Annotated in this window: 28 protein-coding genes; 13 read left to right on the forward strand and 15 right to left on the reverse strand. The window is 60.7% G+C overall.

Features of this window, described 5'->3' with window-relative positions:
- The first annotated feature begins 236 nt into the window (after positions 1 to 236).
- From ACEVBK_RS05940 to ACEVBK_RS05950, 3 genes are all read left to right on the forward strand, one after another.
- Entirely contained in the window at positions 237 to 1,874 is a 1,638-nt protein-coding gene (locus tag ACEVBK_RS05940; RefSeq protein ID WP_375057678.1) for a BCCT family transporter, read from the forward strand.
- An 81-nt stretch (positions 1,875 to 1,955) separates the two neighbouring features.
- On the forward strand, positions 1,956 to 3,827 hold the full coding sequence (locus tag ACEVBK_RS05945; protein WP_375057679.1) for a putative nucleotidyltransferase substrate binding domain-containing protein: 1,872 nt from the start codon (positions 1,956 to 1,958) through the stop codon (positions 3,825 to 3,827).
- 9 nt (positions 3,828 to 3,836) lie between these two features.
- Positions 3,837 to 4,571 (forward strand): 3'-5' exonuclease, encoded by a 735-nt coding sequence (locus tag ACEVBK_RS05950; protein WP_375057680.1) that lies wholly within the window; start codon positions 3,837 to 3,839, stop codon positions 4,569 to 4,571.
- On the opposite strand, the gene ACEVBK_RS05955 is transcribed toward ACEVBK_RS05950, so the two are convergent.
- Together ACEVBK_RS05955 and ACEVBK_RS05960 are read right to left on the reverse strand one after the other, a co-directional pair.
- Positions 4,572 to 5,105 (reverse strand): DUF3750 domain-containing protein, encoded by a 534-nt coding sequence (locus ACEVBK_RS05955; protein ID WP_375057681.1) that lies wholly within the window; start codon positions 5,103 to 5,105, stop codon positions 4,572 to 4,574.
- A gap of 57 nt (positions 5,106 to 5,162) precedes the next feature.
- The gene (locus ACEVBK_RS05960) at positions 5,163 to 5,783 is read right to left on the reverse strand and encodes a DUF2726 domain-containing protein (RefSeq protein ID WP_375057682.1); all 621 of its coding nucleotides are present in this window, start codon (positions 5,781 to 5,783) and stop codon (positions 5,163 to 5,165) included.
- Positions 5,784 to 5,983: 200 nt separating this feature from the next.
- Here ACEVBK_RS05960 and ACEVBK_RS05965 point away from each other — a divergent pair, with 200 nt between their 5' ends.
- The 4 genes from ACEVBK_RS05965 to rlmM are packed head-to-tail and all read left to right on the forward strand — an operon-like array spanning position 5,984 to position 8,970.
- Positions 5,984 to 6,895 carry a transcriptional regulator GcvA gene (locus ACEVBK_RS05965; RefSeq protein ID WP_375057683.1) on the forward strand — a complete coding sequence of 304 codons (912 nt, stop codon included), beginning with the start codon at positions 5,984 to 5,986 and terminating at the stop codon, positions 6,893 to 6,895.
- A complete protein-coding gene (locus ACEVBK_RS05970; RefSeq protein ID WP_375057684.1) occupies positions 6,892 to 7,506 on the forward strand; it encodes an alpha/beta fold hydrolase in 615 nt (204 codons plus the stop codon). Before ACEVBK_RS05965 ends, ACEVBK_RS05970 begins: the two co-directional genes overlap by 4 nt.
- Complete coding sequence (locus tag ACEVBK_RS05975; protein WP_375057685.1) at positions 7,496 to 7,882, forward strand: DUF423 domain-containing protein; 387 nt, start codon at positions 7,496 to 7,498, stop codon at positions 7,880 to 7,882. The genes ACEVBK_RS05970 and ACEVBK_RS05975 overlap by 11 nt, the downstream gene beginning before the upstream one ends.
- Positions 7,879 to 8,970 carry a 23S rRNA (cytidine(2498)-2'-O)-methyltransferase RlmM gene (rlmM, locus tag ACEVBK_RS05980; RefSeq protein ID WP_375057687.1) on the forward strand — a complete coding sequence of 364 codons (1,092 nt, stop codon included), beginning with the start codon at positions 7,879 to 7,881 and terminating at the stop codon, positions 8,968 to 8,970. Before ACEVBK_RS05975 ends, rlmM begins: the two co-directional genes overlap by 4 nt.
- Here the strand turns inward: rlmM and ACEVBK_RS05985 are convergent.
- From ACEVBK_RS05985 to queF, 7 genes are all read right to left on the reverse strand, one after another.
- Positions 8,947 to 9,336 (reverse strand): hypothetical protein, encoded by a 390-nt coding sequence (locus ACEVBK_RS05985; RefSeq protein WP_375057688.1) that lies wholly within the window; start codon positions 9,334 to 9,336, stop codon positions 8,947 to 8,949. The two genes, rlmM and ACEVBK_RS05985, sit on opposite strands and share 24 nt — an antisense overlap.
- 95 nt (positions 9,337 to 9,431) lie before the next feature.
- The gene (locus tag ACEVBK_RS05990; RefSeq protein ID WP_375057689.1) at positions 9,432 to 10,439 is read right to left on the reverse strand and encodes an isocitrate dehydrogenase; all 1,008 of its coding nucleotides are present in this window, start codon (positions 10,437 to 10,439) and stop codon (positions 9,432 to 9,434) included.
- A gap of 80 nt (positions 10,440 to 10,519) precedes the next feature.
- The gene (gene xni, locus ACEVBK_RS05995) at positions 10,520 to 11,302 is read right to left on the reverse strand and encodes a flap endonuclease Xni (protein WP_375057690.1); all 783 of its coding nucleotides are present in this window, start codon (positions 11,300 to 11,302) and stop codon (positions 10,520 to 10,522) included.
- Between the two features lie 6 nt (positions 11,303 to 11,308).
- The gene (gene ppnN / locus ACEVBK_RS06000; RefSeq protein ID WP_375057691.1) at positions 11,309 to 12,664 is read right to left on the reverse strand and encodes a nucleotide 5'-monophosphate nucleosidase PpnN; all 1,356 of its coding nucleotides are present in this window, start codon (positions 12,662 to 12,664) and stop codon (positions 11,309 to 11,311) included.
- Between the two features lie 29 nt (positions 12,665 to 12,693).
- Positions 12,694 to 14,196: a diguanylate cyclase gene (locus tag ACEVBK_RS06005; protein ID WP_375057692.1), complete on the reverse strand. Its 1,503-nt coding sequence runs from the start codon at positions 14,194 to 14,196 to the stop codon at positions 12,694 to 12,696.
- 63 nt (positions 14,197 to 14,259) lie between these two features.
- The gene (locus ACEVBK_RS06010) at positions 14,260 to 16,410 is read right to left on the reverse strand and encodes a GGDEF domain-containing protein (protein ID WP_375057693.1); all 2,151 of its coding nucleotides are present in this window, start codon (positions 16,408 to 16,410) and stop codon (positions 14,260 to 14,262) included.
- A 201-nt stretch (positions 16,411 to 16,611) separates the two neighbouring features.
- On the reverse strand, positions 16,612 to 17,466 hold the full coding sequence (gene queF / locus ACEVBK_RS06015; protein ID WP_375057694.1) for an NADPH-dependent 7-cyano-7-deazaguanine reductase QueF: 855 nt from the start codon (positions 17,464 to 17,466) through the stop codon (positions 16,612 to 16,614).
- Positions 17,467 to 17,520: 54 nt separating this feature from the next.
- Here queF and ACEVBK_RS06020 point away from each other — a divergent pair, with 54 nt between their 5' ends.
- Positions 17,521 to 18,051 (forward strand): SecY-interacting protein Syd, encoded by a 531-nt coding sequence (locus ACEVBK_RS06020; RefSeq protein WP_375057695.1) that lies wholly within the window; start codon positions 17,521 to 17,523, stop codon positions 18,049 to 18,051.
- 4 nt (positions 18,052 to 18,055) lie between these two features.
- Here ACEVBK_RS06020 and ACEVBK_RS06025 read toward each other — a convergent pair whose 3' ends face one another.
- Genes ACEVBK_RS06025 through ACEVBK_RS06045 form a run of 5 tightly spaced genes read right to left on the reverse strand, consistent with a single transcriptional unit; the run spans position 18,056 to position 20,709 of the window.
- Entirely contained in the window at positions 18,056 to 18,829 is a 774-nt protein-coding gene (locus ACEVBK_RS06025; RefSeq protein WP_375057696.1) for a Zn-ribbon-containing protein, read from the reverse strand.
- Positions 18,829 to 19,107, reverse strand: a complete 279-nt coding sequence (locus tag ACEVBK_RS06030; protein ID WP_375057697.1) for a hypothetical protein — start codon at positions 19,105 to 19,107, stop codon at positions 18,829 to 18,831. The genes ACEVBK_RS06025 and ACEVBK_RS06030 overlap by 1 nt, the downstream gene beginning before the upstream one ends.
- Before the next feature lie 16 nt (positions 19,108 to 19,123).
- Complete coding sequence (locus tag ACEVBK_RS06035) at positions 19,124 to 19,351, reverse strand: DUF2789 domain-containing protein (RefSeq protein ID WP_375058519.1); 228 nt, start codon at positions 19,349 to 19,351, stop codon at positions 19,124 to 19,126.
- 25 nt (positions 19,352 to 19,376) lie between these two features.
- Positions 19,377 to 19,679, reverse strand: coding sequence for a DUF3301 domain-containing protein (locus ACEVBK_RS06040; RefSeq protein WP_375057698.1), 303 nt, complete (start codon positions 19,677 to 19,679; stop codon positions 19,377 to 19,379).
- Positions 19,672 to 20,709 (reverse strand): DUF3549 family protein, encoded by a 1,038-nt coding sequence (locus ACEVBK_RS06045; RefSeq protein ID WP_375057699.1) that lies wholly within the window; start codon positions 20,707 to 20,709, stop codon positions 19,672 to 19,674. Before ACEVBK_RS06045 ends, ACEVBK_RS06040 begins: the two co-directional genes overlap by 8 nt.
- Positions 20,710 to 20,796: 87 nt before the next feature.
- Between ACEVBK_RS06045 and ACEVBK_RS06050 the strand changes: the two genes are divergently transcribed.
- The 4 genes from ACEVBK_RS06050 to ACEVBK_RS06065 are packed head-to-tail and all read left to right on the forward strand — an operon-like array spanning position 20,797 to position 23,283.
- Positions 20,797 to 21,132, forward strand: a complete 336-nt coding sequence (locus tag ACEVBK_RS06050) for a YqcC family protein (RefSeq protein WP_375057700.1) — start codon at positions 20,797 to 20,799, stop codon at positions 21,130 to 21,132.
- Positions 21,129 to 21,860: a tRNA pseudouridine(65) synthase TruC gene (truC, locus tag ACEVBK_RS06055; RefSeq protein WP_375057701.1), complete on the forward strand. Its 732-nt coding sequence runs from the start codon at positions 21,129 to 21,131 to the stop codon at positions 21,858 to 21,860. Before ACEVBK_RS06050 ends, truC begins: the two co-directional genes overlap by 4 nt.
- Positions 21,861 to 21,913: 53 nt before the next feature.
- On the forward strand, positions 21,914 to 22,825 hold the full coding sequence (gene glsB, locus ACEVBK_RS06060) for a glutaminase B (protein ID WP_375057702.1): 912 nt from the start codon (positions 21,914 to 21,916) through the stop codon (positions 22,823 to 22,825).
- A gap of 11 nt (positions 22,826 to 22,836) precedes the next feature.
- A complete protein-coding gene (locus ACEVBK_RS06065) occupies positions 22,837 to 23,283 on the forward strand; it encodes a flavodoxin (RefSeq protein WP_375057703.1) in 447 nt (148 codons plus the stop codon).
- 43 nt (positions 23,284 to 23,326) lie between these two features.
- Here the strand turns inward: ACEVBK_RS06065 and ACEVBK_RS06070 are convergent, their stop codons facing one another.
- Entirely contained in the window at positions 23,327 to 24,160 is an 834-nt protein-coding gene (locus tag ACEVBK_RS06070; RefSeq protein ID WP_375057704.1) for a S1 RNA-binding domain-containing protein, read from the reverse strand.
- A 263-nt stretch (positions 24,161 to 24,423) separates the two neighbouring features.
- Here ACEVBK_RS06070 and ACEVBK_RS06075 point away from each other — a divergent pair, with 263 nt between their 5' ends.
- Positions 24,424 to 26,262 carry an SLC13 family permease gene (locus ACEVBK_RS06075; protein WP_375057705.1) on the forward strand — a complete coding sequence of 613 codons (1,839 nt, stop codon included), beginning with the start codon at positions 24,424 to 24,426 and terminating at the stop codon, positions 26,260 to 26,262.
- Positions 26,263 to 26,319: the final 57 nt, after the last annotated feature.

Raw genomic sequence — 26,319 nt, forward strand, 5'->3', positions numbered from 1 at the left:
ATCGTTAATCGTTAATCGTTAATCGTTAATCGTTAATCGTTAATCGTTTACTCGTTTGTGGACGATGCTGTTTACGATGGCGGGCGATAATAACGCCGCGGATCATTGCCGTTATTTTGTTCATTCTGCACGAAACGTCCTCTCATTTTAGCTAAGGGTGTAATTTTGTTACATTTCTTATGCTATCTTTAGACGTTCACCCTTCATTATGACTCTAATTATTAAAGGTGCAGAATATGACCGAGAAAGAGAACCATGAGGTGATGGCCCCGGAGGGGAAGGTCAATCCCATCGATACCGATTACCAGATAGGGCAGGATAATATTGCATTGCAGATAGGTCCGTTCGGGCTGGATATTCATAACCGGGTGTTCATGATTTCCGGGCTGGCCATCGTGGTTTTCGTGTTCCTGACATTGGCATTCCAGAACCAGGTGGGGCCCCTTTTCGGTGATCTGCGCGGCTGGCTCACCGCCAAGCTGGATTGGTTTTTCATTATTTCGGGTAATATTTTCGTACTGGTGTGCCTGGGACTGATCCTGTCGCCGCTGGGGCGGGTACGCATCGGCGGTACCGAGGCCAAACCGGATTTCAGCTATCTGGGCTGGTTTTCGATGCTGTTTGCCGCCGGCATGGGCATCGGCCTGATGTTTTACGGGGTGTCCGAACCGCTGTCCCATTTCGGCAGCGCCATGGGCGGCATCAGTGTCGAAAACGGCGTGCGTACCGATTGGGCGCCATTAGGGGCCGCCGCCGGTGATGCGGAAGCCGCCCGACGACTGGGCATGTCGGCTACCATCTATCATTGGGCGCTGCACCCCTGGGCGATTTATGCGGTGCTGGCCCTGGGGCTGGCGATCTTCTCCTTCAACAAGGGCCTGCCGCTGACGGTGCGCTCGGTGTTCTATCCGCTGCTGGGTGAGCGGGTCTGGGGCTGGCCGGGCCATATCATCGATGTCCTGGCGGTGGTGGCGACCCTGTTCGGCCTGGCCACTTCCCTGGGGCTGGGGGCCTCCCAGGCCAGTGCCGGTCTGAATTATCTGTTTGGCCTGCCGCTCGGTACCACCACCGAAGTGGTGCTGGTGATCGGGATCACCGCGATTGCCACCCTTTCTGTGCTGGCCGGGCTGGATGCGGGGGTCAAGCGGCTGTCGGAGATCAACATGGTGCTGGCGGCCTTGCTGCTGCTGTTCGTGGTCATCGTGGGGCCTACCCTCGCCATCGTGACGGGCTTCTTCGCCAACCTGGCGGCCTACCTGGAAAACCTGCCCGCCCTGTCCAACCCGATAGGCCGGGAAGATGCCAACTTCTCCCAGGGCTGGACCGCCTTCTACTGGGCCTGGTGGATCTCCTGGTCCCCCTTCGTCGGCATGTTCATTGCGCGGGTATCCCGTGGCCGTACCGTGCGGGAATTTCTGGTGTCGGTGTTGCTGGTGCCGTCCGCCGCCTGCGTGCTGTGGATGACCGCCTTCGGCGGTACCGCCATCAGTCAGCTGGTCAACGATGGGTACCAGTCGGTGGCCGAAGCGGCACTGCCGCTGCAGCTGTTCATCATGCTGGATGCATTGCCGCTGGCACAGATCACTTCCTTTATCGGCATTGTGCTGGTAGTAGTGTTCTTCGTGACTTCCTCCGACTCGGGATCCCTGGTCATTGATACCATTTCAGCCGGCGGCAAGGTCAATTCGCCCAAGCCGCAGCGGGTATTCTGGTGCACTTTCGAGGGACTGGTGGCGATAGCCCTGATCCTGGGTGGCGGCCTTGTCGCCCTGCAGGCGATGGCGGTGTCTACCGGCTTTCCCTTTACCATAGTGCTGCTGATTGCCTGCGTATCCCTGCTCAAGGGGCTGGCGTCGGAGCCGAAGGCAAGCTAAGTCGCGGGTACGCGAAGGCGTCGGGGCAGCTGGCTCGTGCGGCCTGCCCCGTTTACTTTCCTGCATTCGAAGAGCCAGACCATGGAAGTTGAACAGATCGAAATTCTCGGATTTATACGCCAGTTTGCTCCCTTTGATAGCTTGCCGGAAGCCGTCCTCGAGCAGGTCGCGGGCCAGGTTGAAGTGGCCTATTACCGGGCCGGTACTCCGATACTGAACTATGGCGACCAGGTGCACGATCTCTACCTGGTGCGCAGCGGGGCGGTGGAGATCTACCGGCGCAGCGGCGAGCTCTACAACCGCCTGAGCGAAGGCAGCCTGTTCGGCCAGATGGGACTGTTGATGAACAACAGGGTGCGGCTGTCGGCCAGGGCATTGGAGGATACTCTGCTGTACTGCCTGCCTGAAACCCTGTTCCACGAGCTCTGCGCCGAATTCGAGTCCTTCGCCGACTTCGTTGAGGTGGAGGACAGAACCCGGTTGCGGCAGACGCTGTCCCGGCAGGAGAATGCCAATGAGCTGATGACGTCGTCGGTTAGTGAACTGATCAGCCGTGCGCCGGTGACCATTCCCCTGGCGGCCTCGGTGCAGGAGGCGGCGCAGAGAATGACCGAAGAAGGGGTGTCTTCCATCCTGGTGCTGCACCCCGAACCGCCGACGGATGATGTGGTGGTGGCCGGCATCCTTACCGATCGGGATCTGCGCACCCGGGTGCTGGCGGCGGGACTGCCGCTGCAGACCCCGGTGGTGGAGGTGATGTCGGCGGACCTGGTCGCGCTGGAAAGTGGTCAGTTCGTGTTCGAAGCCATGCTCACCATGCTGCGTTACAATCTGCATCACCTGCCGGTGCTGCATCGAGGCCGGCCGGTGGGCGTCATCGCCTTGTCGGATGTCATGCGTTACGAGTCGCGCAACAGTCTGTTTGTGGTAAGGCATATCTTCCGGGCGCACAGCCCCGAGGAACTGGCGCTGGTGGCCCAGGATGTGCGGGCCTGCTTCTTACGCATGGTCAACGAGGATGCCAATTCACAGATGATTGGCAGCGCCATGGCGGTGATCGGCCGCAGCTTTAAGCAGCGGCTGCTGGAACTGGCCGAAAGCGAACTGGGGCCGCCGCCGGTGCCTTACTGCTTTCTGGCGCTGGGCTCGATGGCACGGGATGAGCAACTGATTGTCACCGATCAGGACAACGCCATTATTCTCGATAACCGCTATGATCCATCCCGGGACGGCGACTACTTTGCTGCCCTCGGCCGTTACGTCTGCGACGGCCTGGCCGCTTGCGGCTACAGCTACTGCAAGGGGGGCATCATGGCGACCAATGTGCAGTGGCAGAAAACCCGACAGCAATGGGAGCACTGCTTTAACGACTGGATCGACAATCCCAGCCCGCAGTCTTTGCTGCACAGTTCGATTTTTTTCGATCTGGATGGCGTCTTTGGCAAGACCGAGTGGGCCGATCAGCTCAATATCCTGATTGCGCGGCGGGCGAGGCGTAGCCCCCGCTTTCTGGCCTGCATGGCGCGCAACGCCCTCAATCGCACCCCGCCGCTCGGCTTCTTCAAGGGGTTCGTGATGGAGCAGGACGGCAAGCACAATAATTCCATCAACCTGAAACGGCGGGGGACGGCGCCACTGGCGGATTTGATCCGGGTACATGCGCTGGCGATAGGCTCCCGGGCACAGAATTCCTTCGAGCGGCTCAAGGATGTGATCGAGGCGGGGGTGTTGCCCAAGGGCAGGGGTCCGGATCTGCGGGATGCGATGGAATTTATCGCCATGGTGCGGATCCGCCATCAGGCGCTGGACGTGGCGGCCGGCCGGGAGCCCGACAACAATATTGAGCCCGAGATGCTGTCGGACTTCGAGCGCAGGAACCTGAAAGACGCCTTCCAGATCCTCAGTCATGCCCAGAAATTCCTGAAGTTTCGTTACCAGCCCAACCGGGGGTAAGGAGTCGACATGTTCTACTTGCGACCCGAGCCCGAAGGCCGTGGCGCACCGCCGACCGAATGGCCGGCGCTGTTCGAGCAACTGGCGCGCAGCGCCCGGGATTACCGGCTGGAGCGTTATTACCGGGCCGGGGCTGCCGGCGGAGACATGCCCCTGGCCGAGGTGCCTTTTGTGGCCATGGACTTTGAAACCACCGGCCTTAATCCCGGCAAGGATGCCATCGTCAGCATTGGGCTGGTTCCTTTCAGCCTGCAACGCATTCGCTGCCGGGAGGCCAGGCACTGGATCCTCAATCCGCACAAACCCCTGGCCGGGGAGTCGGTGGTGATCCATGGCATTACCCATGCGGAAATCAAGACGGCCCCGGATTTGTTGCTGGTGCTGGATGAGCTGCTCGTCGCCCTGGCCGGACGCGTGGTGGTGGTGCACCATCGCGGCATAGAACGCCGTTTTCTGGATGCGGCCCTGCGGGCAAGACTGAATGAGGGCATCCGCTTTCCGGTGGTGGATACCATGGAGCTGGAAGCGAGGCTGCACCGGCGCAGGCCGCTCGGGCTCTGGGACCGGCTACGGGGACGCAAGCCGGTTTCGATCCGCCTGGCCGACAGTCGCGGCCGTTATCACCTGCCTTACTACCAACCCCATCACGCCCAGACCGATGCCCTGGCCACCGCCGAGTTACTGCAGGCACAAATCGCCTATCACTACCGCCCGGATACGCCGCTGCGGGAGCTGTGGTGCTGATCAGGGGATCTTGCGGGCCCAACTGCTGCCGATGGCACTGAACGGCAAATTCAGGCCCAGTTCGGGTACCCGCCGGGCGACCCAGGCCGGAAAGGTATTGCTGTTGGGACCGGGAAAGAGCCGGTATTCATGCTTCCAGGGATAATCCCGGGCCGCCTGTTCAATTTTCTCGATCAGCTCGTCGACGCCCGGCCCGCGTTTGTCGAGCAGGATCCGAGGCGTCGCCCCGAACCAGTAACGGTCTGGATAGTCCTGCGCTATCCGCAGCGCGGGCAGGCCGCGGCGGGTGCGCCAGCCGATCACCTCGAAGACGGTATATTGCTCGGCGTTGCTGGGCTTGACCGCGATCCAGGTATGTACCGCAAACCAGCCTCGCCAGCCCCAGGCGTCGGCCCCATAGACCTGAATCACCGCTTCCGGGGTGGTGGCCGGATCCGGCGCTATGCCGGCGGGAGCCCGGCTGGCGGATTGCCAGCCATCGTTGGCACAACCGGCAAGCAGCAGGGGGAAAAGCAACAGGCACAACCTGATCATGGTGTCTCCTTAATCTGCAGTGAGCACCGAAAAGAGCGGAGTGGTGGCCAGCTGCACTCAAAGCCGGAATCGGGGCTCGTCGTTGTCTTCCGGCAACTCCTCCTCGGGCAGGCGGATCACCGGTTCTACCCGGCCCCAGCCGGTCGGGGACAGGGAGATCGGCCCTTGGCTGATGGTATCCAGGATCTCCTGGCGCAGCGCTTCCGGGCTTGGCCAGTCTTTGGGTGAGAGGTGGATCAGCGGCAGCCCGGCCTTGCTGATATGTTGCAGCAGCCGCTGACGTTGGCGCCCGTCGGTCTTGCTCAGGCTGTCATCCACCAGCATCACACCGGCCCTGACCTTAAGATCTTTAGGCGAGCAGAGCACAAAATCCAGTCTTTCGCCGTAGAGTTCATGCCAGGCTTGCTCCCGGTGCGCCTTCTTCAACACCGGATTCAGCTCCAGCAGATCGCTCAGACGGACGGCGGCAAACACCCGCAGCTCCCGCCCCAGGGCGCTGTCCAGCAAGCGGAGGGCGCGGGCGGCCTCGGGACTGAACAGCAGCTTCTGCCGATAGGGTTGTTTTGGGGTGCCGCGCCATAGTCGGCGCAACAGGCCGAGGGAGACCAATAACACCAACAGGGCCGCGAGGCTGAACATCAGCCAGTCAAGCAGTGATACGGGAAGCAGCTCAATCATGGGATCCTGGGTTGTTCGCTGAGTCGGAGTGGGATAAAACCCGCCCAGTGTAGCAGAGGGTAGTGGATAAACAGAATAGCACCGGATGGTCGCCGTACCGCCATCGCGCAACTATTGTGCCGCTTTCTGGTGGCGGTACTGGCTTGTCGTTCGCCGGCCACCTATAATCCCCGCCATTAGAAAACCTTATCGAGGTATCGATGTCCCGGCGACTTCCCCCGCTCAATGCGCTCAAGGCGTTCGAGGCGGCCGCCCGCAACCTGAGTTTTACCCGGGCGGCGGAAGAACTGTTCGTGACCCAGGCGGCGATCAGTCATCAAATCAAGGGACTGGAGGAATATCTGGGCATCAAGCTGTTCCGGCGACGCAACCGCTCCCTGCTGCTGACCGAAGAAGGGCAGAGCTATTTCCTGGAGATCAAGGATATTTTTTCCGCCATCTCCGATGCCACCGAGCGGCTGCTGGCGCGGAGTGCCAAGGGAGCGCTGACCGTGAGCCTGCAACCGAGCTTCGCGATCCAGTGGCTGGTACCCCGGCTGGTGCGATTCAGCGAGGTGCATCCGGATATCGATGTGCGCATCAAGGCGGTGGATCTGGATGAGGGCTCGCTCACCGATGATGTGGACGTGGCGATTTATTACGGCAAGGGCAACTGGCCGGGACTGCGGGCCGACAAGCTGCATATCGAGTATCTGATCCCGGTATGCTCGCCGATGCTGCTGATGGGCACCAAGCCGCTGAAGACCCCGGAGGACCTGACCCGTCACACACTGCTGCACGATACTTCGCGCCGGGACTGGAAAGCCTGGTTCAAGCAGCTGGATATCCAGGCGGCGAACGTCAACCAGGGCCCGATTTTCAGCCATTCCTCCATGGTGATCCAGGCCGCCATTCACGGCCAGGGGGTCGCCCTGGGACACAGTGTGCTGACCCAGCCGGAAATTGATGCGGGTCGCCTGGTGTGTCCCTTCGAACAGGTGTTGATGTCCAAGAATGCGTACTACCTGGTGTGCCATGAATCCCAGGCGGCGCTGGGCAAGATTGCCGCCTTCCGCGAGTGGATGCTGGCGTTGGTGATCAAGGAAGAGAAGCAGAAGGCCCTGAACGGATGAGCAAGGTATTGGTAGACGGTCCGGATAACGCAGACCACCGGGTGCTGCTGGCCCACGGGGCCGGTGCCGGCATGGAACACGAGGTGATGCAACGGCTGGCCGCAGGCCTGGCCGACGAGCAGATCCAGGTGATCCGCTTTGAGTTTCCCTATATGCAGAAAACCCGGGATGACGGGCGCAAGCGACCGCCGGACCGGGAGCCGGTGCTGCTGGCCTGCTGGCGGGAGATGGCGGCGGCGTTCGCCCATCCCCGGCTGTTCCTGGCGGGCAAGTCGATGGGCGGTCGCATGGCGTCGTTGGTGGCCGACGAGCTCGCGCCCGCGGGGCTGCTCCTGCTGGGCTTTCCCTTTCATCCGCCGGGCAAGCCGGAACGGTTTCGCGGCCAGCATCTGGCTACGATAGTGACGCCTACCCTGCTGGTGCAGGGGGAGCGGGATACCTTCGGCAACCGGGAGGCGGTAGCCGGTTACGATTTGGCGGAGGGGATCGAGACGCTGTGGGTGAACGACGGTGATCACGGTTTCAGTCCGCGCAAGGCATCGGGTACCACCCTGGAGCGCAACCTGGCGACGGTGGTGGCCGGCATGAGGAGGTTTGTTCTTGCTCATTAGACTCTGGTTCTGCCTGGCGGGCGGATTTGGCCTGAGCGCCACCGGCCTGGGAGCCTACGGCGCCCATGGGTTGGCGGCAAGCGGTCGGGCGGATGTCCTGGTCGATGCTTTCAATACCGCGGTGCAATATCAGTTTTATCACACCCTGGCGTTGCTGCTGGTGGTGGTGGCGCTGCATTCAAGGCCGGCCAAGGCCCTGCATGTGGCGGCCGCTTTGTTTGCCCTGGGCGTGTTGCTGTTCAGCGGCAGTATTTATGCCATGGTGCTGTTTGGCACCAAAGGCATCGGTTGGCTGACTCCCCTGGGGGGAGTGAGTTTTATGGCTGGTTGGTTGAGTTTACTGCTGGCCGGTCGTACCTGGTTGAGGTCTGAATGAAACAGTTATTGATTTATTGTCGTCCCGGATTCGAGAAAGAGGCGGCAGCGGAAATTCAGGACAGGGCGGCGGCCATGGGGTGCCCCGGTTTTGCCCGAGCCAAGGACGACAGCGGCTTTGTGGTGTATGAATGCTTCCAGCCGGAAGACGGTGACTTGCTGGCGCGCAAGCTGCCGTTCCGGGAATTGATTTTCGCCCGCCAGATGTTGGTGATCTGGGCCGAGCTGAAGGAACTGCCGCTCGATGATCGTATTACCCCGGTGCTGGAGGCGGCGGCAGGCATGCCGCTGTGCGGTGATATCCGGGTGGAAACACCGGATACCAACGAGGGCAAGGAGCTGTCGCGTTTTTGCCGCAAGTTTACCGTACCGGTGCGTCAGGCCCTGCGTGGCCAAGAACTGCTGACCAAAAACGAGACTCGAAACAGGCCGACTCTGCATCTGTTTTTCCTGGCCAACAATCATCTGATGATCGGGTATTCCTACTCCTATAACCATTCGCCTTTCCACATGGGCATTCCCCGGCTGCGCTTCTCCGCGGATGCGCCGAGCCGCTCCAGCCTGAAGCTGGAAGAGGCCTTCCATGTGTTTATCCCCCGGGAAGAATGGGAAACCCGCCTGACCTCCGGCCTGCGGGCGGTGGATCTGGGGGCGGCGCCCGGCGGCTGGACCTACCAGCTGGTGGCCCGGGGCATGATGGTGGCGGCGGTGGATAATGGCCCCATGAGCCCGTCCTTGATGGAGACCGGTCAGGTCAAGCACTACCGAGAAGACGGCTTCAAGTTTCGTCCGGTGCGCAAGAACGTATACTGGCTGGTGTGTGACATGGTGGAAAAGCCGGCCCGGGTGGTGGCGCTGATGGCGGACTGGCTGGTCAGTGAAGATTGCCAGGAGGCCATGTTCAACCTCAAGTTGCCCATGAAGAAGCGTTATGCCGAGGCGGTCTATAACCTGCAGCAGTTGAAGGACAAGCTGGAGGAGCTGGGCGGTTTCCAGGTCCAGGCCAAACAGCTGTATCACGACCGGGAAGAAATCACCGTGCATGTGTTCCAGCCGCGCAAGGTGTCAAAACTTGTACCTAAGGTCTAGGCTGGATTCGTCGTCGGTGACCTTGATGTCCACTTCCAGACGGTTGCGGGGATCCTTGGGCCTGATATTGAGCTTGACCCCGTCTCCCCTGAGCCGTAGCGACGTCTTGTAGCCGCTGCCTTCCAGATTCAGGTTGGGCCTGTAGTCCTTGAGCGACAGGCTCACCGAACTTTCCGGTGTCAGCTGCAACCGGGGATAGGCGGCCAGCCGGGCGTTGCCATCCTCGTTTTCCCGCAGCTCGATATCCAGGCCGTAACGCTTGGGGCTATCGCTAATCAGCTGTTGGGGATCTATGGTAAAGCGCAGTTCCTGAGCTTGCGTTTGCAAGGGCAGAAACAGAAAAACAAGTGCTAGTCGACCGTCCATGTCCGTCGCCTCGTTCGTCCATATAGCTAACTATAGCAGCAAGGCGGGGGCAAGCAGGCAGGAAAGAATCAGGGGACCTATGGCCCCCTGTTGCGTTACAGATTGGCGATAATCGCCTGGGTAAACTCGGTGGTGCTGGCGTTGCCGCCCAGATCCCGGGTGACCGTCTTGCCTTCGGCGATGGTCTTGCGTACCGCTTCGCGGATCTGTCTGGCCTTGTCCTGCATCCCCAGGTGCTCCAGCATCTGGATAGAGGCCAGGATCACCGAGCAGGGATTGGCGATATTCTGGCCGGCGATGTCCGGCGCCGAGCCGTGCACCGCTTCGAAAATGGCCACATCCTTGCCGATATTGGCACCGGGGGCCATGCCCAGACCACCCACCAGGCCGGCGCACAAGTCGGAGAGAATGTCGCCGAACAGGTTGGTGGTGACGATGACGTCGAACCGCTCGGGATACATCACCAGGTTCATGCAGGCGGCATCCACGATCATCTCGTTGGTTTCGATATCTTCGTAGCGCTTGGCCACGTCCCGGGCCACATCCAGGAAGAGCCCGGAAGTGGACTTCAGGATATTGGCCTTGTGCACTATGGTGACCTTCTTGCGGCCTTCGTTGCGCGCCAGTTCATAGGCGAACACCACGATGCGCTCGGCGCCCTCGCGGGTGATGATGCTCATCGCCTCGGCACTGGCGTTGTCCTCGGAGCGTTTCTGACCGGCCCCCGAGTACATGCCTTCGGTGTTTTCCCGGATGGTGATGATGTCGATATTCTCGAACCGGCTTTTGGTGCCTTCGAAAGACACCACGGGGCGGACGTTGGCGTACAGGTTGAAGAGTTTGCGCAGCGAGACGTTGATGGAAGTGAAGCCGCCGCCGACCGGGGTCGTCAGGGGGCCTTTCAGGGTAATTTTGTTTTTGGTAATCAGGTCGAGAGTCGCTTGGGGGAGAAGTTCGCCGTGTTTTTCCAGGGCCATCAGGCCGGCATCGGCGTAGTCGTAATGAAAATTACAACCGGCGTGATCCAGAATTTGCAGGGCGGCATCGATAATGCTCGGACCAATGCCGTCGCCCGGGATCACGGTGATACTGCGTTTACTCATGGGCAGTTTTTCCGTTATCAGTTACAGAGGTAGGGGAAGTTGTTTTACGCGGCTTTTATAACATTTTTATCGTATTTTGCCTATGGCCCTTTAGTTGAAGGCCGGTATCGCAAATCCTTGAGGTTAAAGCCGAGCTCGATATCATCCACCAGTCTGACCAGTTGCCTGGCCAGCAAGGCCTCGCGTTTATGCCGGTGGACGCCGTGTTCCTCTTTGCTGGCGGGGGGACTGGCGAGCAGCCGGTCCAGGTTGCCAAACTGTTGCAGCAGGGCTTTTGCCCGTTTGGGGCCGATACCGGGTACGCCCTTGATCTGGCTGCCGGACACGCCGGTCAGGGCCCAGTAATCCACCAGTTGCGAGGGCGACAGGCCATAATTCTGTTGCACATAAGTCGTGTCGAGCCAACGCTGGTTGAAGTGATCCCAGACCCTGGTATGGGGGCCGAGCAGTTGGCAAAAGCCCTGGTCGGTGGAGACGATGGTGGTGGCCAGACCGTGCCGTGACAGGGTATTGGCCAGGGTGGCCACCAGATCGTCGGCTTCATCGGTATCGGACAGCAGGGCGTCGATCCCCAGTTGCCAGAGGCCCTGCTGCAATTCGCCGAGATACGCGGCGAGAGCGGCGGGCATGGGTTTGCGGCCGGATTTGTAGGCAGGATAGAGCCGGTGACGAAAACCGATGGGCGCACCATCAAACACGGCCACCACATGGCTGGCATCGAACTGGACGAGCAACCGGCCAGCGGCGTGCTTCAGGGCCGCCCCGGTGGCGACCAGGGCGGCCTCCTGGTCCCGCTGCCGTGCTTCCTGCACCGCATAAAGCCGGCGGATCAGGTTGAGCGCATCAATGACCAGTAACTGCATGGGATATCAGCGGTTGATCCGGTAGCAGGGCACATAGGTCGAGCCCGGCAGTTTCATCCGTTGCTGCTCTACAAATTGCTGCAGCAGTTTGTCCATCATCTTCATCAGCTTGGGATCGCCGTTGATCAGGAAGGGGCCCTTCTTCTCGATGGCACGGATGCCCCCTTCCTTGACGTTGCCCGCCACTATGCCGGAGAAGGCTCGGCGCAGGTTGGCGGCCAGTTGCTGGGGCGCCTGCTCCCAGTGCAGGTTGAGGTTCGCCATGCTGTCATGATCCGGAATGAAGGGCAGCTGGAATTCCGGCTCTATCTTCAGTGACCAGTTGAAGGAATAGGCATCTCCCACCGACTTGCGATAATCCCGCACCAGCGGCATGGCATTCTTGACCCGTCGCGCCACTTCGGCCGGGTCATCGATGATGATCTGATACAGGGACTGCGCCTCGGCGCCCAGGGTGTTGCCGATAAACTCGTCCACGCTGCGGAAGTAGCTGGCACTTTCCTTGGGACCGGTGAGGATGATCGGCATGGGCTGATGGCGGTTTTCCGGATGCATCATGATGCCGAGGATATAGAGAATTTCCTCCGCCGTCCCTACGCCGCCAGGGAAGATGATGATGCCATGGGCCAGGCGCACAAAGGCTTCCAGCCGCTTCTCGATATCCGGCAGGATCACCAGCTCATTGACGATGGGATTGGGCGGTTCGGCGGCAATGATGGAGGGTTCGGTCAGGCCGATATAGCGGCTGCCGGTCACCCGCTGCTTGGCATGGCCCACGGCGGCGCCTTTCATGGGGCCCTCCATGGCGCCGGGGCCACAGCCGGTACAGATGTTCATTTCCCGCAAGCCCAACTCGCTACCGACTTCGCGGGTGTACTGGTATTCCACCGGGTTGATGGAGTGCCCGCCCCAGCATACCGCCAGATTGGGGTCGGCTCCCGGATGTACCGCCCGGGCGTTGCGCACTATGGCGAACACCAGGTCGGTGATATGCAGCGACGAGGTCAGGTTGAATTGCCCGGCGCCCTGCAACTGGCTGTTGACGTAGATGATATCCCGTAGTACCGAGAACAGGTGATCCTGAATGCCGCGGATAATTTCGCCATCGACGAAAGCGTGTTCCGGCGGGTTGAACAGCTCCAGCTTGACCCCGCGCTCACGGCGTATCACATTGATATCAAAAGATTTATATCGCTCCAGTATTTCCTTGGAGCTGTCGGTTTTACTGCCGGAGTTGAGTACCGCCAGGGCACAGTTGCGAAACAGCTGGTACAGATCGCCGGAAGCGGACTGCTTGAGGCGATCGACCTCGAGTTGTGACAGCAGGTTCATGCTGCCGACCGGATTAATATGGGTGATCATGGTCACTCCCGTGAATGATGTTATTAGTGTCAGGCCATGACTATCTGATCGCGCCCGGCGTGCTTGGCACGATACAGGGCCCGATCGGCGCGTTCCAGGGCTGAAGTAGTGCTGTCCCCTTTCTCGAACAGGGTGGCACCGATGGAGGCGGTGATGGTAACGCGCTCTTCTTTAAAACGAAACGGAATGTTCCTTATCTGCTCACGCAGTTTTTCCAGGGGTTTATGGAGCTTGTCCGGGTTGACGTTGGGCAGCAGCAGCACGAATTCCTCGCCTCCGAAGCGAGCCACAAAATCGGTTTGGCGCAGCGATTTCTGGATGGTCCTGGCAATCAGACGCAGCGCCTTGTCGCCGGCGAGGTGACCATATTTATCATTGATTTCCTTGAAGTAATCGATATCCAGCAGGGCGATGCACAGCGGTTCCTGGTAACGCAGCCAGCGGCGGTATTCGACTTCCAGCCGTTCATCCATCGCGGCCCTGTTGTAAATCTGGGTCAGGTTATCGATAAACAGCTTTTCATTCTGTACGCTAAGCCGCTGCTTGAAGCCGTCCGCCTCGCTCTTGAGCTCGTTGATCTGTTTTTCCATGGCGTTCATGCGGTTCAGCAGCGATTGTTCCCGCTCCTGCAAACGCTCGTGCTGCAGCAGGACATGGGTGATGCTGCGCAGGCGCAGCTCAATTTCTTCCTTGAGCTGCTCGTTATCCTGGCTGACCAGATGCTCACCGATGGCCCGGAGTTCGCCGGCGATATGATGGCCATGATGGGTTCTGGCATCAAACAGCGCCTGTCCTTCACTCAGGGAAATGGCAAAGTTGTGGTGCATTTCGCCCAGGTTGGTGTTGAGTTTGGCAAGAAAGAGCGTGGAATTCTGCCGTTCCTGTCGGCAGCCCTCGATGGTCAGTTCAATCAGGCGCAGGCACAGCGGTGGCAGCGTGGAGGGGTCCGCCTGTCGTAACAGCTGGCTTTGTATCTTGGCGAGCGCGGCGCCTATCTCACCGGAAAAATGCAGTTCGTCGATGAGCTGTTGCAGCCTGGAGCATATTTCATGGTGATGGGCTCGGGACCGGGTTTCCTGCTCAGTACACTGCTTGACGGCCGCCTTGTAACAGTCCAGCAATAGCCAAAGCTGCCCCTGGTGGCTGCCGTCCTGGCGGGCCAGCTCAGCCAGCAGTTGCCCGGTCTGGGGCGGACAGAAGGTGGATTGTTGCAGTTCTTGCGCCGCGAGGCGCAACCGCTGTCCGTCCAGTTGCTGCCACCGTTGCAGACGGGTGCTGCTGTTTCGCAGGCGGGAAAGCAGGTGATCGAAATCTGCCGTCAGCCCCGCGATATCGGGGCCGGGCCGGGCGTCGCTTCCTGATTGTGCGGCTTTGGCGTGTCCGACAAACAGTTTTTGCCAGTGCCCGGTAAGGCGGCGCCCCTGCTCGTTATGAACACCCTGCCGGGCGCCGGCCAGCGGATCTTCTTGCCGTTGCAGGCCGGTAAGTACATCGCCCAGCTTATCAATAACCGATGCCAATTCCTTTAACATCTGTCTATCGTCGAGATTGTCCATTGTTCACCATTACACCCTAGCGCAGGTGGGCCTGAAGCATTATATCAGTGCTGCCGGCTCTGGGGCCAAGGCATGCCAGTCAATCTGTTGTTTTTTATGAGAGCTGTTGACTTTCACCAGCCCCTTCAGGATGGCCTGTATGCAACAGTGGCGGATGTCACCGTTAAAAAAAGCCGCCTGCTGACAATCGACCGCCAGCAGTTCTACCCATGCGAGCTCTCCGGTTTGCTCCGCCAACTGATGTGCGGCGGCCATGGCCAGGTAAAGAATATCGCCCAACCGCATATCATCCAGTGCGTGAGGGGCCTTGGGCAGGAACGGATGTCCGATGATACCGATGGCCAGGCGTTGATCAAGCTGAAACTGGCAGGGGAACTCGGCAAACATACGTTCAAGACTCGAAAGAGTCTGTTGTAGATCCACCACCTGACGCTGGGAGATCACGTAGATAAACTGGCCTTCCCGCAGATCATAAAGCCGGGCCTTGGGGTGGATGCGTCCCTGCAGATAATTTCCCAGTTTCTTCTGGATGCTGGCCGCGTGCTCCAGACCCACCCGCTCGCTGAGATCGACCATGAAGGGGACATGGATCAGGAAGTAATAGATCTTGTCGTTGAAGGGTTGCGCTTCGGTTTCGTTGAGATACCACTGCTCCGAGCGAAGCTGACGCTTGGCCATTTCCTGGGGCAGGCGTTGCATCAGTTGACGCCAATTGGGCAGGCCGGTTCGGGGTTCGATCAGCAGGGAATGGCGTAGTTCGGTGCTTTCATGCAGTAGTCGGCGACTGCGGATATGATTGCGGATCATGCCATAGAGCAGCAGGGGGGCTATCAGGCTCAGGCTGGTGGCGAGCAGGGCAAACCGTTGCCTGTCCTGCTGCAGTTGTTCGTTCTGCCGGCGCAGGCCGGCCAGTTCCCGCTCTTGCTGCAGTTGCTGGTCGTTACCCTGCACCAGGCTCTGGGTCAGCAGGCGGTTGAGCCGGCTCGCACGCTCGTAGTTGGCGTGAAAGGCTTTATGGTGAACCAGGGCCTGGGTCATGTTGTCGCTGGTTTCGAACAACAGGGCCAGCAGGCGGTGGCTCTCAATGAGCCGGGGTACGTCATCCCGTTGCTCGGCCAGTTGCCGGGCCCGGTCGAGCTGCAGCAGGGCCAGGCCGGTTTCCTGTTGTTCCAGATGCAGTTGCCCCAGCTGTAACAGCGTGTCTATTTGCCGTGGAACATCCTGGCTGCGTTCAAAGCTGGCGCGGGCCATATCGAGATAATGCCGGGCCTCCGCAAAGGTCTTCAGCAACAGGTAGGAGTGACCGATTTCCAGGTAAAGCCGGGCCATCAGCTCGTTATCACCCTGGATCCTGACCAGATCGAGGGCATTGAAGAAGTAGACCAGGGCCAGGTTGGCATCATTACCGGCGCGGGTGACCCGGCCCAGGTTGAGCAGGGAGCCGATCAGCAGGGGACTGTTGCCCAGCAACTCGAACTCGGTAGTAGCCAGATTGGCGTAATAGACCGCCTTGTCGGCTTCTCCCAGCGTCGCGGACAGGCTGGCGGCCTTTTCTGCCGCCATCGCCTTGAGGTAGTACTGCCGCCGCTTGTGCAGCAGATCCAGGGTTTCCACATAGTGGGAGAGCGCCAGTTCATCCTGCTGCAGCAACTGGTAATACTTGCCCAGCAGATAGTTGGCCCAGGCCTGCTGGGTTCCGTCATCTTGCTGCAGGGCGTGGAGGCGGATCTGCTCGAATGCCTGGCGGGCCTCATCGAATCGCTGCTGGTACAGCAGGGTGGTGGCGTGCAACAGCTGGAGGGCGTCTTCCAGGGTGGGCGAAGCGGCGGTGTCCAGCAGGGGAACGGCCTCGTTGAGCAGCGCCTGTGCCTGTTCGGGCGCTTGTCTGGCCAGGGCCAGCTTGGCCTTGATCAGCAGGCTGGCGGCCTCTGCTTCGGGTTGCCGGTAGCGTTGGGCCAGCTCGATAGCCTGGTTGATACTGGCATCGGCCGGCAGTAGCAGCCCTTCGTTCGCTTGGCACAACGCCTGGAGTTGCCAGGCAGCCAGGCTCTGTTCTCGCGTGCGGTACAGCCGGGCCAGCTCCTGATGATCGAAGTCCTGACGCGAGTTGATCATCTGCGCCGGGTCGACTTCTCTGCGTTGCAGGAAGTAGTGGGTCAGTGCTACACATTCATTGGGCCGGCTGAGCATGAGCTGTCGCGCCCGCTGAAGTTCAGTGGGCTCGGGTTGGTATGGCGACAGCGGCGGGGCGCCCGCCAAATGCGATACCAGGACGGCGACAGACAAGATCACAATAATGATTACCGGAAAAATGCGGATAACACGGCAGTGTACGGAGCCGACCGAAGGGAGTCCAGTTCCTGACGTGATTCGGCCGGGCCGCCCCCTGTTTTACTGGCGCAGCAGGCGGACATTAGCGGCCTTGCCGGCGACATTGCTACGGTAGGGATTGATATCCAGGCCGCCACGACGGGTATAGCGGGCATAGACGGTCAGTTCCCGGGGCCGGCAGTGGTGCAGCAGATCCATAAAGATCCGCTCCACGCACTGCTCGTGGAATTCGTTGTGCTGGCGAAAAGAGACCAGGTAACGCAGCAAGGCTTCCCGGCGGATGCGGGGGCCCTGATAGCGGATCATCAGGCTGCCCCAATCCGGCTGACCGGTGACCAGACAATTGGACTTGAGCAGGTGGGAGTGCAGGGTTTCACTCACCTCATCCTCCCCTTCCAGGGCACTGGCGAGCAGGGCGTCGTCGGGTTGGTAGCGGTCGATCTCGATGTCGAGATCGTCGATGCAGTCGCCGGGCAGTACCCCGAACTGGGCCGGCGCGGCGTTCAGATCGAACAGCCTGACTCTGACCCGGCCCTGGGCGCAGAGGGACAGATCCCGGGTGAGGATATCCGCGACTTCCTCCAGATTCTCGAAGCGGCTTTGGTTGAAGCTGTTCAGATACAGCTTGAACGACTTGGATTCGATGATGTTGGTACTGGCCGCGGGGACATGCACCTCACCCATGGCGACCATGGGTTTACCTTTGGGATTGAGCCAAGACAGCTCATACAGGTTCCAGACATCCTCGCCGCCGAAGGGCAGGGCATCGGCGTCGAGGCCGAGATCGTCCCGGTTCAGGCTGCGGGGCACCGGCTGCAGCTGGCTGGCATCGTATTCACAGACGTAGCTGCTGTGTTTGCCCAGGGGGAGTGCCTCCAGCGCCTGAGTGTTCTGGTACTTTTGCTCGGGTGTCATTTCGGGATCCAGTTGGTAATATGCCGATATCTGGCCTTATTGTGAGACTTTGACATGCAAGATCAAGTGGTGACGGCGCTCGGTGCCTTGTTTGAGCGCGCTCGACGGCTAGGCGGAGCCCCCCTGGCGGATCATGATCCCGCCTTTCCTTCCCCGGCCGAGCTGCTACCGGCCCATGCCGGCAAAGTCGCCTGGCAGCCCTGGCCGCGGCCGGAGCCGGCCGGCTTCGACAACGTTGCCACCGCCCTGGAGATGCCGGTGCATTCGGCCCTGCCCGCCTTCTTCGGCCATTATTTCGCCGGCAACCTGCCGGTGTGTTTCAAGGGGCTGTTCCTGACCTTGCTGCAACCCTGGAACCAGGAGGATTTTGAACGGCTGCAGCAAAATCAGATCGGCCATCAGCTGATGCTGCGCAAGCTGGGGTTGCCGGCAAGCTGGTTTCTGGCCTCCTGCCGCGACGAGCAGCGTTTGGTCACCCTGGACAACGCCAGCGGGGAAGTCCTGCTGGAGCGTCTCGGCAAAGGCCGTATCGGGGTGCTGGCGCCGAACCTGGCCATTTTTTTGCGACGGGTGGAGCCCTGTTAAAGGTTCAATCCTTAAAATCCCAGGACAGGTTGGACACCAGCCGGCAGGGATCGCACAAAAAATCGAAGATGTCGTGCATTGGCTCCGTCAGCCGCCAATCGCCGCCACAGCCGGGGCAGGGGCGTTCCTGCTCGGCGGCTAGGCTTTCGCCTCCGACCCGGTACAAGTAATAGAAGGTGGGCACCTGGGTCAGGTACTCAATGCGTTTGGCCAGATCCCGGCCGCGACGGGCCAGTCGGCTGTCCGGCTCGCCGATCTCTCCCACGGCGGCATGCTCCAGGATGGAGCCGTTCATCTGCAGTTGATCACAGGCTTCCCAGTCTTCCTGCCATTTCAGCACCTGCTTGAAATCGCCATTGGCGACCGGCGCTATCTGATAGAGCGGGATAGGTGCGAAGTGTTCACCGCAGCGCAGCGGCGAACAGGTATGCAGATAGCTGGTGTATAACAGCTGCCAACTGCGCTCTTTGCAGTGGTCGGTGGTGTCCGAGTTTAGATCCTGGCCTTTGGCCTGCACCCTGGGGCTGGTCAACCCCACCTGATGCAGCCGGTTGATGGCCTGCTCTACCTGCCGGCTGTAATGACGTGGGTGCAGGCTGTCCTCTTCGGGGCAGACCACCCGGCTGCTGAGCCAGCCCTGATGGATGCTGGTGGGGAACTCCCGCCCGAGGATCTGGCCATTGTAACGCAGGGCATCCAGCAACTGACGGATGGCCGGCTCGGCTTCGGCCAGTGCGATATCCTGATAACAATCGAAACTGAGTTCACAGACCCACATCAGCGTTCCTGCTCCAGCAGTTGCTCGAGGCGGGCGATGCGGGCTTCCAGCTCGGCTACCCGGGTGACCAGATCCGGCGGTGTTACCGGCACCGCGGGGGCGGGTGGCTCGGCGGCGGCCGGGAGGCTGTCCGGCGACTGCTTGTAGCGGCTGACCAGTTGCAGCAACTGGGGCATATTGACCGGGCCGCCGACCCTGGCCTTGACTGCGGCGGTGGTGATGGCTTTACCTTCACGCACCAGGCTGTGAATGGCATTGATAATATCCTGATGGGACATCTTGGCTCCGTAAGGGTTATCTCAGGCTGGCATTCAGTTGGTCGATGACTTCGGCCCAGTCCGAATCGTTTTGCAGCCCCTCTTTCAAGAAGGCCGATTGCGACGTGCTCCAGAATGGTGCGTCCACCAACTCCACCTCGGGTGGCAGGCGATGAGCGGCCAGAAAATGCTCTATGCCTTGGTGGCTGGCATCCAGCCCCAGCTGTTCGAACAGTTCACTGAAAGGGTGGGTGATATGTTCCATCATTGCCTCCTAAAACATCATGTTATTACAGCATAGGCGATGGCGGCTCGCGTAGCACCGGCAGGGAGACGTCCAGTACTTTCAGGCCGCCCAGCCAGAGTGAGCCTTCGTCCCGCTGCAGGCCGTCGTGGCTGAACTCGAACTTGAACTGTGCCAGTAGTCGTCCCCGTTTCCAGGTGTAACGGTAGCGATAGACACTGAGCAGTTGGAATTGTTGCCGGCGGCAGTAGTGTTCCAGCCAGCGGCGGGCGAATTCGCTCTGGCGGCGGATCTGCCAGTAACCGGCAGCCAGCAGAAACAGGCCCAGCAGTGCCAGTAACTCAGTCACGGGGAGCCGCGAACAGGTTGCCGATGGCGCTTTGCAGGGCCTGGGACAGTGCCGGGTTGTGCAGGTTGGCCAGGATCAACGGGCGCAGCGCCGGGGTCGAGACCAGTTCGGCAAAGAGGCCGTTGAACAGTGTCGGGTGCCGGCCGGCGAGTTGCTCCAGGTAGGGCAGCAGCAGTGCCTCATCGGTCAGTTCCTGCCACAGGCGCGCCGCCAGGCTCAGCATCAGCGGTTGTCCCGGTGTCAGCGCCAGCAGGCTGGCAATCTTGCGGCGGCGGGCGTCGAAGGGAGGGGTACCGGCGGTGGCGCGCAGCAGCAGACTGATGCGTTCCTCATCCGGTGTCTGTCGTTCCAGCTCGGCGCTGATCGCCCCGAGCAGGCTCTCGGCCAGGGACAACGGCAGGGGATGATGTTCGCACTGGGTCAACAGCGCCTGTTGCACCGGCTGGGGCAGAGTGAACAACCGCTGCTCAAATTGGCGGCACAACCCGGGATCCCGAGGCAGGCGGGCCGCCAGATCCGCCAGTCCCTGCAGTCCCAGCTGTTGCCAGTCGCCTGACTCGGGGGCGGCCAGGTAATCGGCCACATCCCGATAAAAGGCCGACGGTGGCAGCCCCAGATCCAGCCGCAGCCGGGCATGGAAAGCGGCCAGCTTGTCCTGGCCGGGCTGGAAGGTAAAGGGCGTCTGGGCCAGCCGTTGCTGCTGCTCTTCACTGAGCGGGGCGGCCGGATCCTGGCCCAGTTGTTCTACCAGTGCGGCCAGGAAGTGCTTGACCGCGGCATGGTTGAACAGGCCGCGTTCATCCAGTGGGATCTTCAGGAACCACACATAATGCTGCCGATGGTCGTGGAGCCGCCGATAGCTGACTGCCAGCCAGGCGTGGCGTTGCAGCGGCCAGGGATAGGGCCGCTGGCCGGTTTCAATGGCAATAAAGTCGTCCCGGCCGAGCGGCTGCAGACGACGGCCCAGATCGTAAAGGCGAAACTCGGTGCCTGCCTGGGTTAAAAACTCGCTCAAGGTATCTATCTGCATCGGCTCCTCCTGTCGACCTGGGCCGGATTATAGGGAGTCGGGCGCCAAGATGGTATACTGGGACGCTGTTTTAAGAGGAGGTTGCCGATGTCTGCCGAGCCCCGGGCGCTGTTGTATGCCATTGAACGTGAACTGAAAGTCCTGTCCTGGTGGCAGAGCGTGCCGCCTCCCGCCAAGGCGTTGGCAAGTACGGAGCCATTCTGTCTGGATACCCTGACCTTCCCCCAGTGGCTGCAATTCGTGTTGCTGCCACGGATGCAGGCATTGATCGACGCCGGCGCGCCGCTGCCGACCCGGATTTCGGTTTATCCCATGGCCATCGAGAGCTTCAAGGAACTGGCCGAGGATACCCGGGCGCTGGAAGAGGCGATTGCCCGGCTGGATGAAGCCCTCTCCGGCCAGCAGGTGTCCCGCGAAGGATGAGTATCGCGATTGTTTACGAGGATGACTGGCTGGTGGCGGTGAACAAGGCCGCAGGCCTCCTGGTTCACCGCAGCTGGCTCGACAAGGGGGAAACCCGGTTCGCCATGCAATTGACTCGGGATGCGGTTGGCTGTCATGTGTTTCCGGTCCACCGGCTGGACCGCCCCACCTCCGGCCTGCTGCTGTTTGCGAAAAGCGCCGAGGTGGCCCGTTCCCTGACCGAGGCGTTCACCGGACGCCGGGTCGGCAAGCACTACCTGGCGGTAGTGCGCGGTTATATGCCGGAGCAGGGGCGACTGGACTATGCCCTCAGTCACCGCCTGGACGATATCGCGGACAAGTTTTCCGAGGCCGATAAACCGGCCCAGCCGGCGGTGACTCACTGGCGGCGTCTGGCCCAGATCGAGTTGCCTTTCGCGGTGTCCAAGCAGCATGCCACCAGTCGCTACAGCCTGGTGCGGCTGCATCCGGAAACCGGGCGAAAACATCAGTTGCGTCGCCATATGGCCCATCTGTTCCACCCCATCGTGGGGGATACCACTCATGGTGACGGCCGTCATAACCGTTTCTTCCGCCAGCAGTTCGGCTGCGATCGTTTGTTGTTGCACGCCGCTGCCCTTGAGCTGAACCATCCGGTGACCGCGGCGCCGCTGCGGCTGGCGGCCGGGCTGGATCCGCACTGGCAATCGCTGATCTGTGATTTCGGTTGGCAAAGAGCGCTCGATTAACCAGTGGCCTCGGGTTAGGATCTTTCTTTTCAGCAGGTTAGATTTTTTCTGTGATGCTTCAGCCTTTACTCGACCGGATCAATAATGAAGCCCGCCGGCATTTTGGCCAGGGCGCGGTGGCCGACTATATTCCCGCCCTGGCCCGGGTGCCCGCCGAGCGCTTCGGGATAGCGGTCTGTACCCTGGAAGGAGAGCTTTATTGCAGCGGCGACGCCGTCGAGCCTTTTTCCATCCAGAGCATTTCCAAGGCGTTTGCCCTGGCCATGGCCCAGCAGCGCTACGGCGACGAATTGTGGCTGCGGGTGGGCAAAGAGCCGTCGGGCAATGCCTTCAACTCGCTTGTGCAACTGGAGTTCGAACAGGGCATTCCGCGTAACCCTTTTATCAATGCCGGCGCCCTGGTGGTGGTGGACGCCCTCGGCTCGCGGCTGTCGGCACCGGTTCACGCCTTTTTGGAAGCGGTGCGGCTGCGGGCTGGTAACCCGGGTATCCGTATCGATCATAAGGTGGCCGAGTCCGAATACGAGCACCGTTTCCGCAACGCGGCCATGGCCAATCTGATGAAGAGCTTCGGCAACTTCCACAACGAGGTGGACGAGGTGCTGAAGGCCTATTTCAGCTATTGTGCGCTGTCCATGAGCTGTGTGGATTTGGCCCGGACGTTCAGCTTCCTGGCCCATGGCGGCCAGTGTGTGGTTACGGGCGAGCAGTGGCTGTCGCGGCTGCAGACCCAGCAGCTTAACGCCCTGCTGTTTACTTCCGGGCTATATGATGCGGCCGGCGATTTTGCCTACCGGGTGGGCATGCCGGCGAAGTCCGGGGTGGGCGGCGGTATAGTGGCGGTGGTACCGGGGCGCTTCACCGTGTGCGTCTGGTCGCCGGAACTGAACGGTTACGGCAATTCGGTGGCGGGGATCTGGGCGTTGGAAGAGCTGTCCCGGGCCCTGGACTTACGGCTTTTCTGACAGGAGGCAAGATGGCGGCAGTGGAGATTATTATCGGTAGCGTCTATGGCTCGGCGGTGCTGGTGGCCGAGACCCTGGAACAGGCGCTGCTCGATGCCGGACACAGCGTCCGGCTGCATGAGGATGCGGTGCTGGCGGAGCTGGACAAGGAACAGCCGTGGCTGGTGGTCACCTCCACCACCGGTCAGGGCGACCTGCCCCCCAATCTGGTCCCGTTATTCGAGGAAATCCGTGAAACCTGCCCGCCCATGCCGGCGTTGCGCTATGCCCTGGTGGCCTTGGGCGACAGCAGCTACGAGAACTTCTGCGGCGGCGGCCGCCAGTTCGACCAACTGCTGCAGGAGCTGCAGGCCAGGGCCATGGCCCCGCGACTGGAGGTGGATGCCAGTGAAACCCTGGAGCCGGAAGAGCCGGCCCTGGAATGGCTGAAGGGCTGGATGGGGAGCATAGAGCCTTAAACTTGAAGCCATAAGCCGGAAGTTATTTACTCCAGCTTCCAGCTTATTGCTCCGAGAGGCGGATGCGGCCTTCTTCTATCTGGATCAGCCCTTTCTTGTACAGGCCGCCGATGGCTTTCTTGAAGGTGCCCTTGCTGATGCCGAACAGCCGGAAGATGGTATCAGGATCCGTTTTGTCGCTGACCTGCATCACGCCGCCGGCCCGCTCGAGCTTGTCCAGCACCGCCTGGGCGGCGTCGTCCACCTTACCCGGGCCCGGCTTGAACAGGGTCAGATCGATCTTGCCGTCTTCCCGTACCTGCTTGACATAGCCTTTGGTGGCCAGGCCAATAGGTATCCGCCCCGAGATATCGGACTTGAATACCAGACCCCAGAAGCGGTTATCGACGATGGCCTTGAAGCCGAGCTGGGTATGCTCGGCGATCAGCAAATCGACTTCATCGTCCGGCTGATAACGGGGCGTGTCCCGGCTGACGAAGCTGTCCAGCTTGCTGCTGGCCACCATGCGGCCTTCGTAGTCCAGGTACAGGTACACCACGTAATGGCGCCCTTCATGCATGGGCTGGCTCTGCATCCGCTGGGGCACGAAGATGTCCTTTTTCATGCCCCAGTCGAGGAAAGCACCCAGGCGATTGGTGGTGACCACTTTCAGCGAGGCAAACTGGCCCACCCTGGCTTTGGGCGCCTCGGTGGTGATCACCGGCTCCCGATCCGCATCCAGATAAATAAAGACCGTTATGTCCTCGCCGGGCTGGCAACCGGCGGGCAACTGGCGGCGAGGCAGGAAGGCTTCACCGTATTCACCGGCATCCAGCCATCCGCCCTTGTCGTCCAGGCGCAGCAGGGGCAGGGTATTGTTATCGCCAAGCTTGATCATGGTGGTTACCGTCGTCGTAAAAGGCGGATCTTAGCCTGCCGAAGCGAGAAAGACCACTGCCATGAAATGAAAGGTTTCAAAATTGAAAAAATTAAACTCTTAAAATTCAATTGATTATAAGCATGTGAGTGCCTCGTCCAATAAAAATACTGCTACAATCGATAAAGCCTAACGGCAGCGTCGGTAGTACCGGCGACGTTTTATCCCGGCATGGCGCAGCTCCAGGCTGGCCGTCCCGCCCAGGAGCAGGAGCCGAAAACAGCATGACCCATGACCAGATCACCATCCTTGCCATTCTATGCGTCACCGTGTTCATGTTTCTGTGGGGCCGCTGGCGCCACGACATGGTGGCGGCGGGGGCTCTGCTGGCCTGTATTCTGGCCGGCCTGGTACCTGCGGAAGAGGCGTTCTATGGCCTGAGCCATCCGGCGGTGATCACGGTCGCATGTGTACTGGTACTGAGCCGAGGCCTGCAGACGTCCGGGGCGGTTGACGTACTGGCTCGCCAATTGCTGCCGACCAGGGCCGGTACGACCCTGTCCATCGCCGCGCTCACCGGACTCGGCGCCATACTGTCGGCCTTTATGAATAACGTCGGTGCGTTGGCGTTGCTGATGCCGGTCGCGATCCAGATTGCCCGGCGCCAGGAGCTGCCCCCGGGGCGGGTACTGATGCCATTGGCCTTCGGCACCATATTGGGCGGGATGACCACCCTGATCGGTACGCCTCCCAACCTTATCGTGTCCGGCTTTCGTGAAGCGACCGGCTCTGGTGCCTTCGCCATGTTCGATTATACGCCGGTCGGATTGGTGGTGGCGACGCTGGGGGTCGCGTTTGTGGCCTTGGTCGGCTGGCGGCTGGTGCCGGCACGCAAGCAGGCCGGGGTGGAAGGGTTCGATTCCGGTGCCTATATCACCGAGGCCCGTGTACCCGAAGGCTGCAAGGCCGAAGGGCAGACCCTGCGCGAGATAGAACGGGCGCTGGAGCAGGCCGACGCTCAGGTATTGGGGCTGGTGCGCAACGAGGTGCGGGTGACGCCTCCCAATCCTCGCCGGCGAGCGCGGGCCGGAGATATTCTGATTATTGAAGCCGAGGCCGAAGCCCTCGCCAATGCCTTGTCCAGTCTCGGTCTCAAGCTGGAAGAGGCCAAGCCGGCGAAGGAAGAGTCGAAGAAAGAGGATGTCGCAGAGCAAGGCGAGGGTGACGAAGAGGAAGAAGCCGATGAGCCTACCCCCGAACCATCCGATGAAATCGTACTGATGGAGCTCGTCATTATGCCCAACTCCGATTTGCTCGGCCGCTCTGCGCGAGGGATACAGCTGCGTACCCGTTACGGGGTTAACCTGCTGGCGGTGTCGCGTCAGGGACAGCGTTCGGTAACACGGCTGCGGGCTCTCGTATTTCGAGCCGGTGATCTGTTGCTGATGCAGGGGGCTCCCGAGGCGCTCTCCGAGTTTGCAACGAGCGCCGGTTGCGTGCCCTTGGCAGAGCGTGAACTGCGGATCCCCGATAAGGGCAAGGCGCTGACGGCCACCGCCATCATGGCGACGGCGGTGGGGGCTGCCGCCTTCGGTATCCTGCCGGTAGCGGTGTCGTTCGCCGCCGGTGTGCTGGCTTCCATGGCGTTACGTACGGTTCCGCTACGTTCGGTATACAGTGCCGTGGACTGGCCGGTGGTGGTGTTGCTCGGTGCCCTGATTCCGGTAGCCGGAGTGATGGAGTCCACTCATACCGCTCAGCTGATTGCCCGCCTGTTGCTGGATGGTGTGGCTCAGGGACATGCCATAGTGGCGCTGGCGCTGATCCTGGTCGTAACCATGACCCTGTCGGACTTGATGAATAATGCGGCGACGGCGGCGGTCATGTGCCCTATTGCCATCGGTACTGCCAACCAGCTGGGAGCAAATGCGGATCCTTTTCTGATGGCGGTGGCCATCGGTGGCTCCTGTGCCTTTCTGACACCGATAGGACACCAGAACAATACTTTGATCCTGGGACCGGGCGGTTTTCGCTTCGGTGACTACTGGCGCCTGGGCTTGCCCTTGGAGCTGCTGGTGGTGCTGATCAGCATCCCCATGCTGCTGTGGGTATGGCCGCTCTGAGCACTCATCGGCGCGACGGGAACCCCTGGGGAAAAGAGCGATGCGGTACCATAGTTC

The sequence above is a fragment of the Zobellella sp. DQSA1 genome (genome assembly GCF_041950555.1).
GTDB lineage: Bacteria > Pseudomonadota > Gammaproteobacteria > Enterobacterales > Aeromonadaceae > Oceanimonas.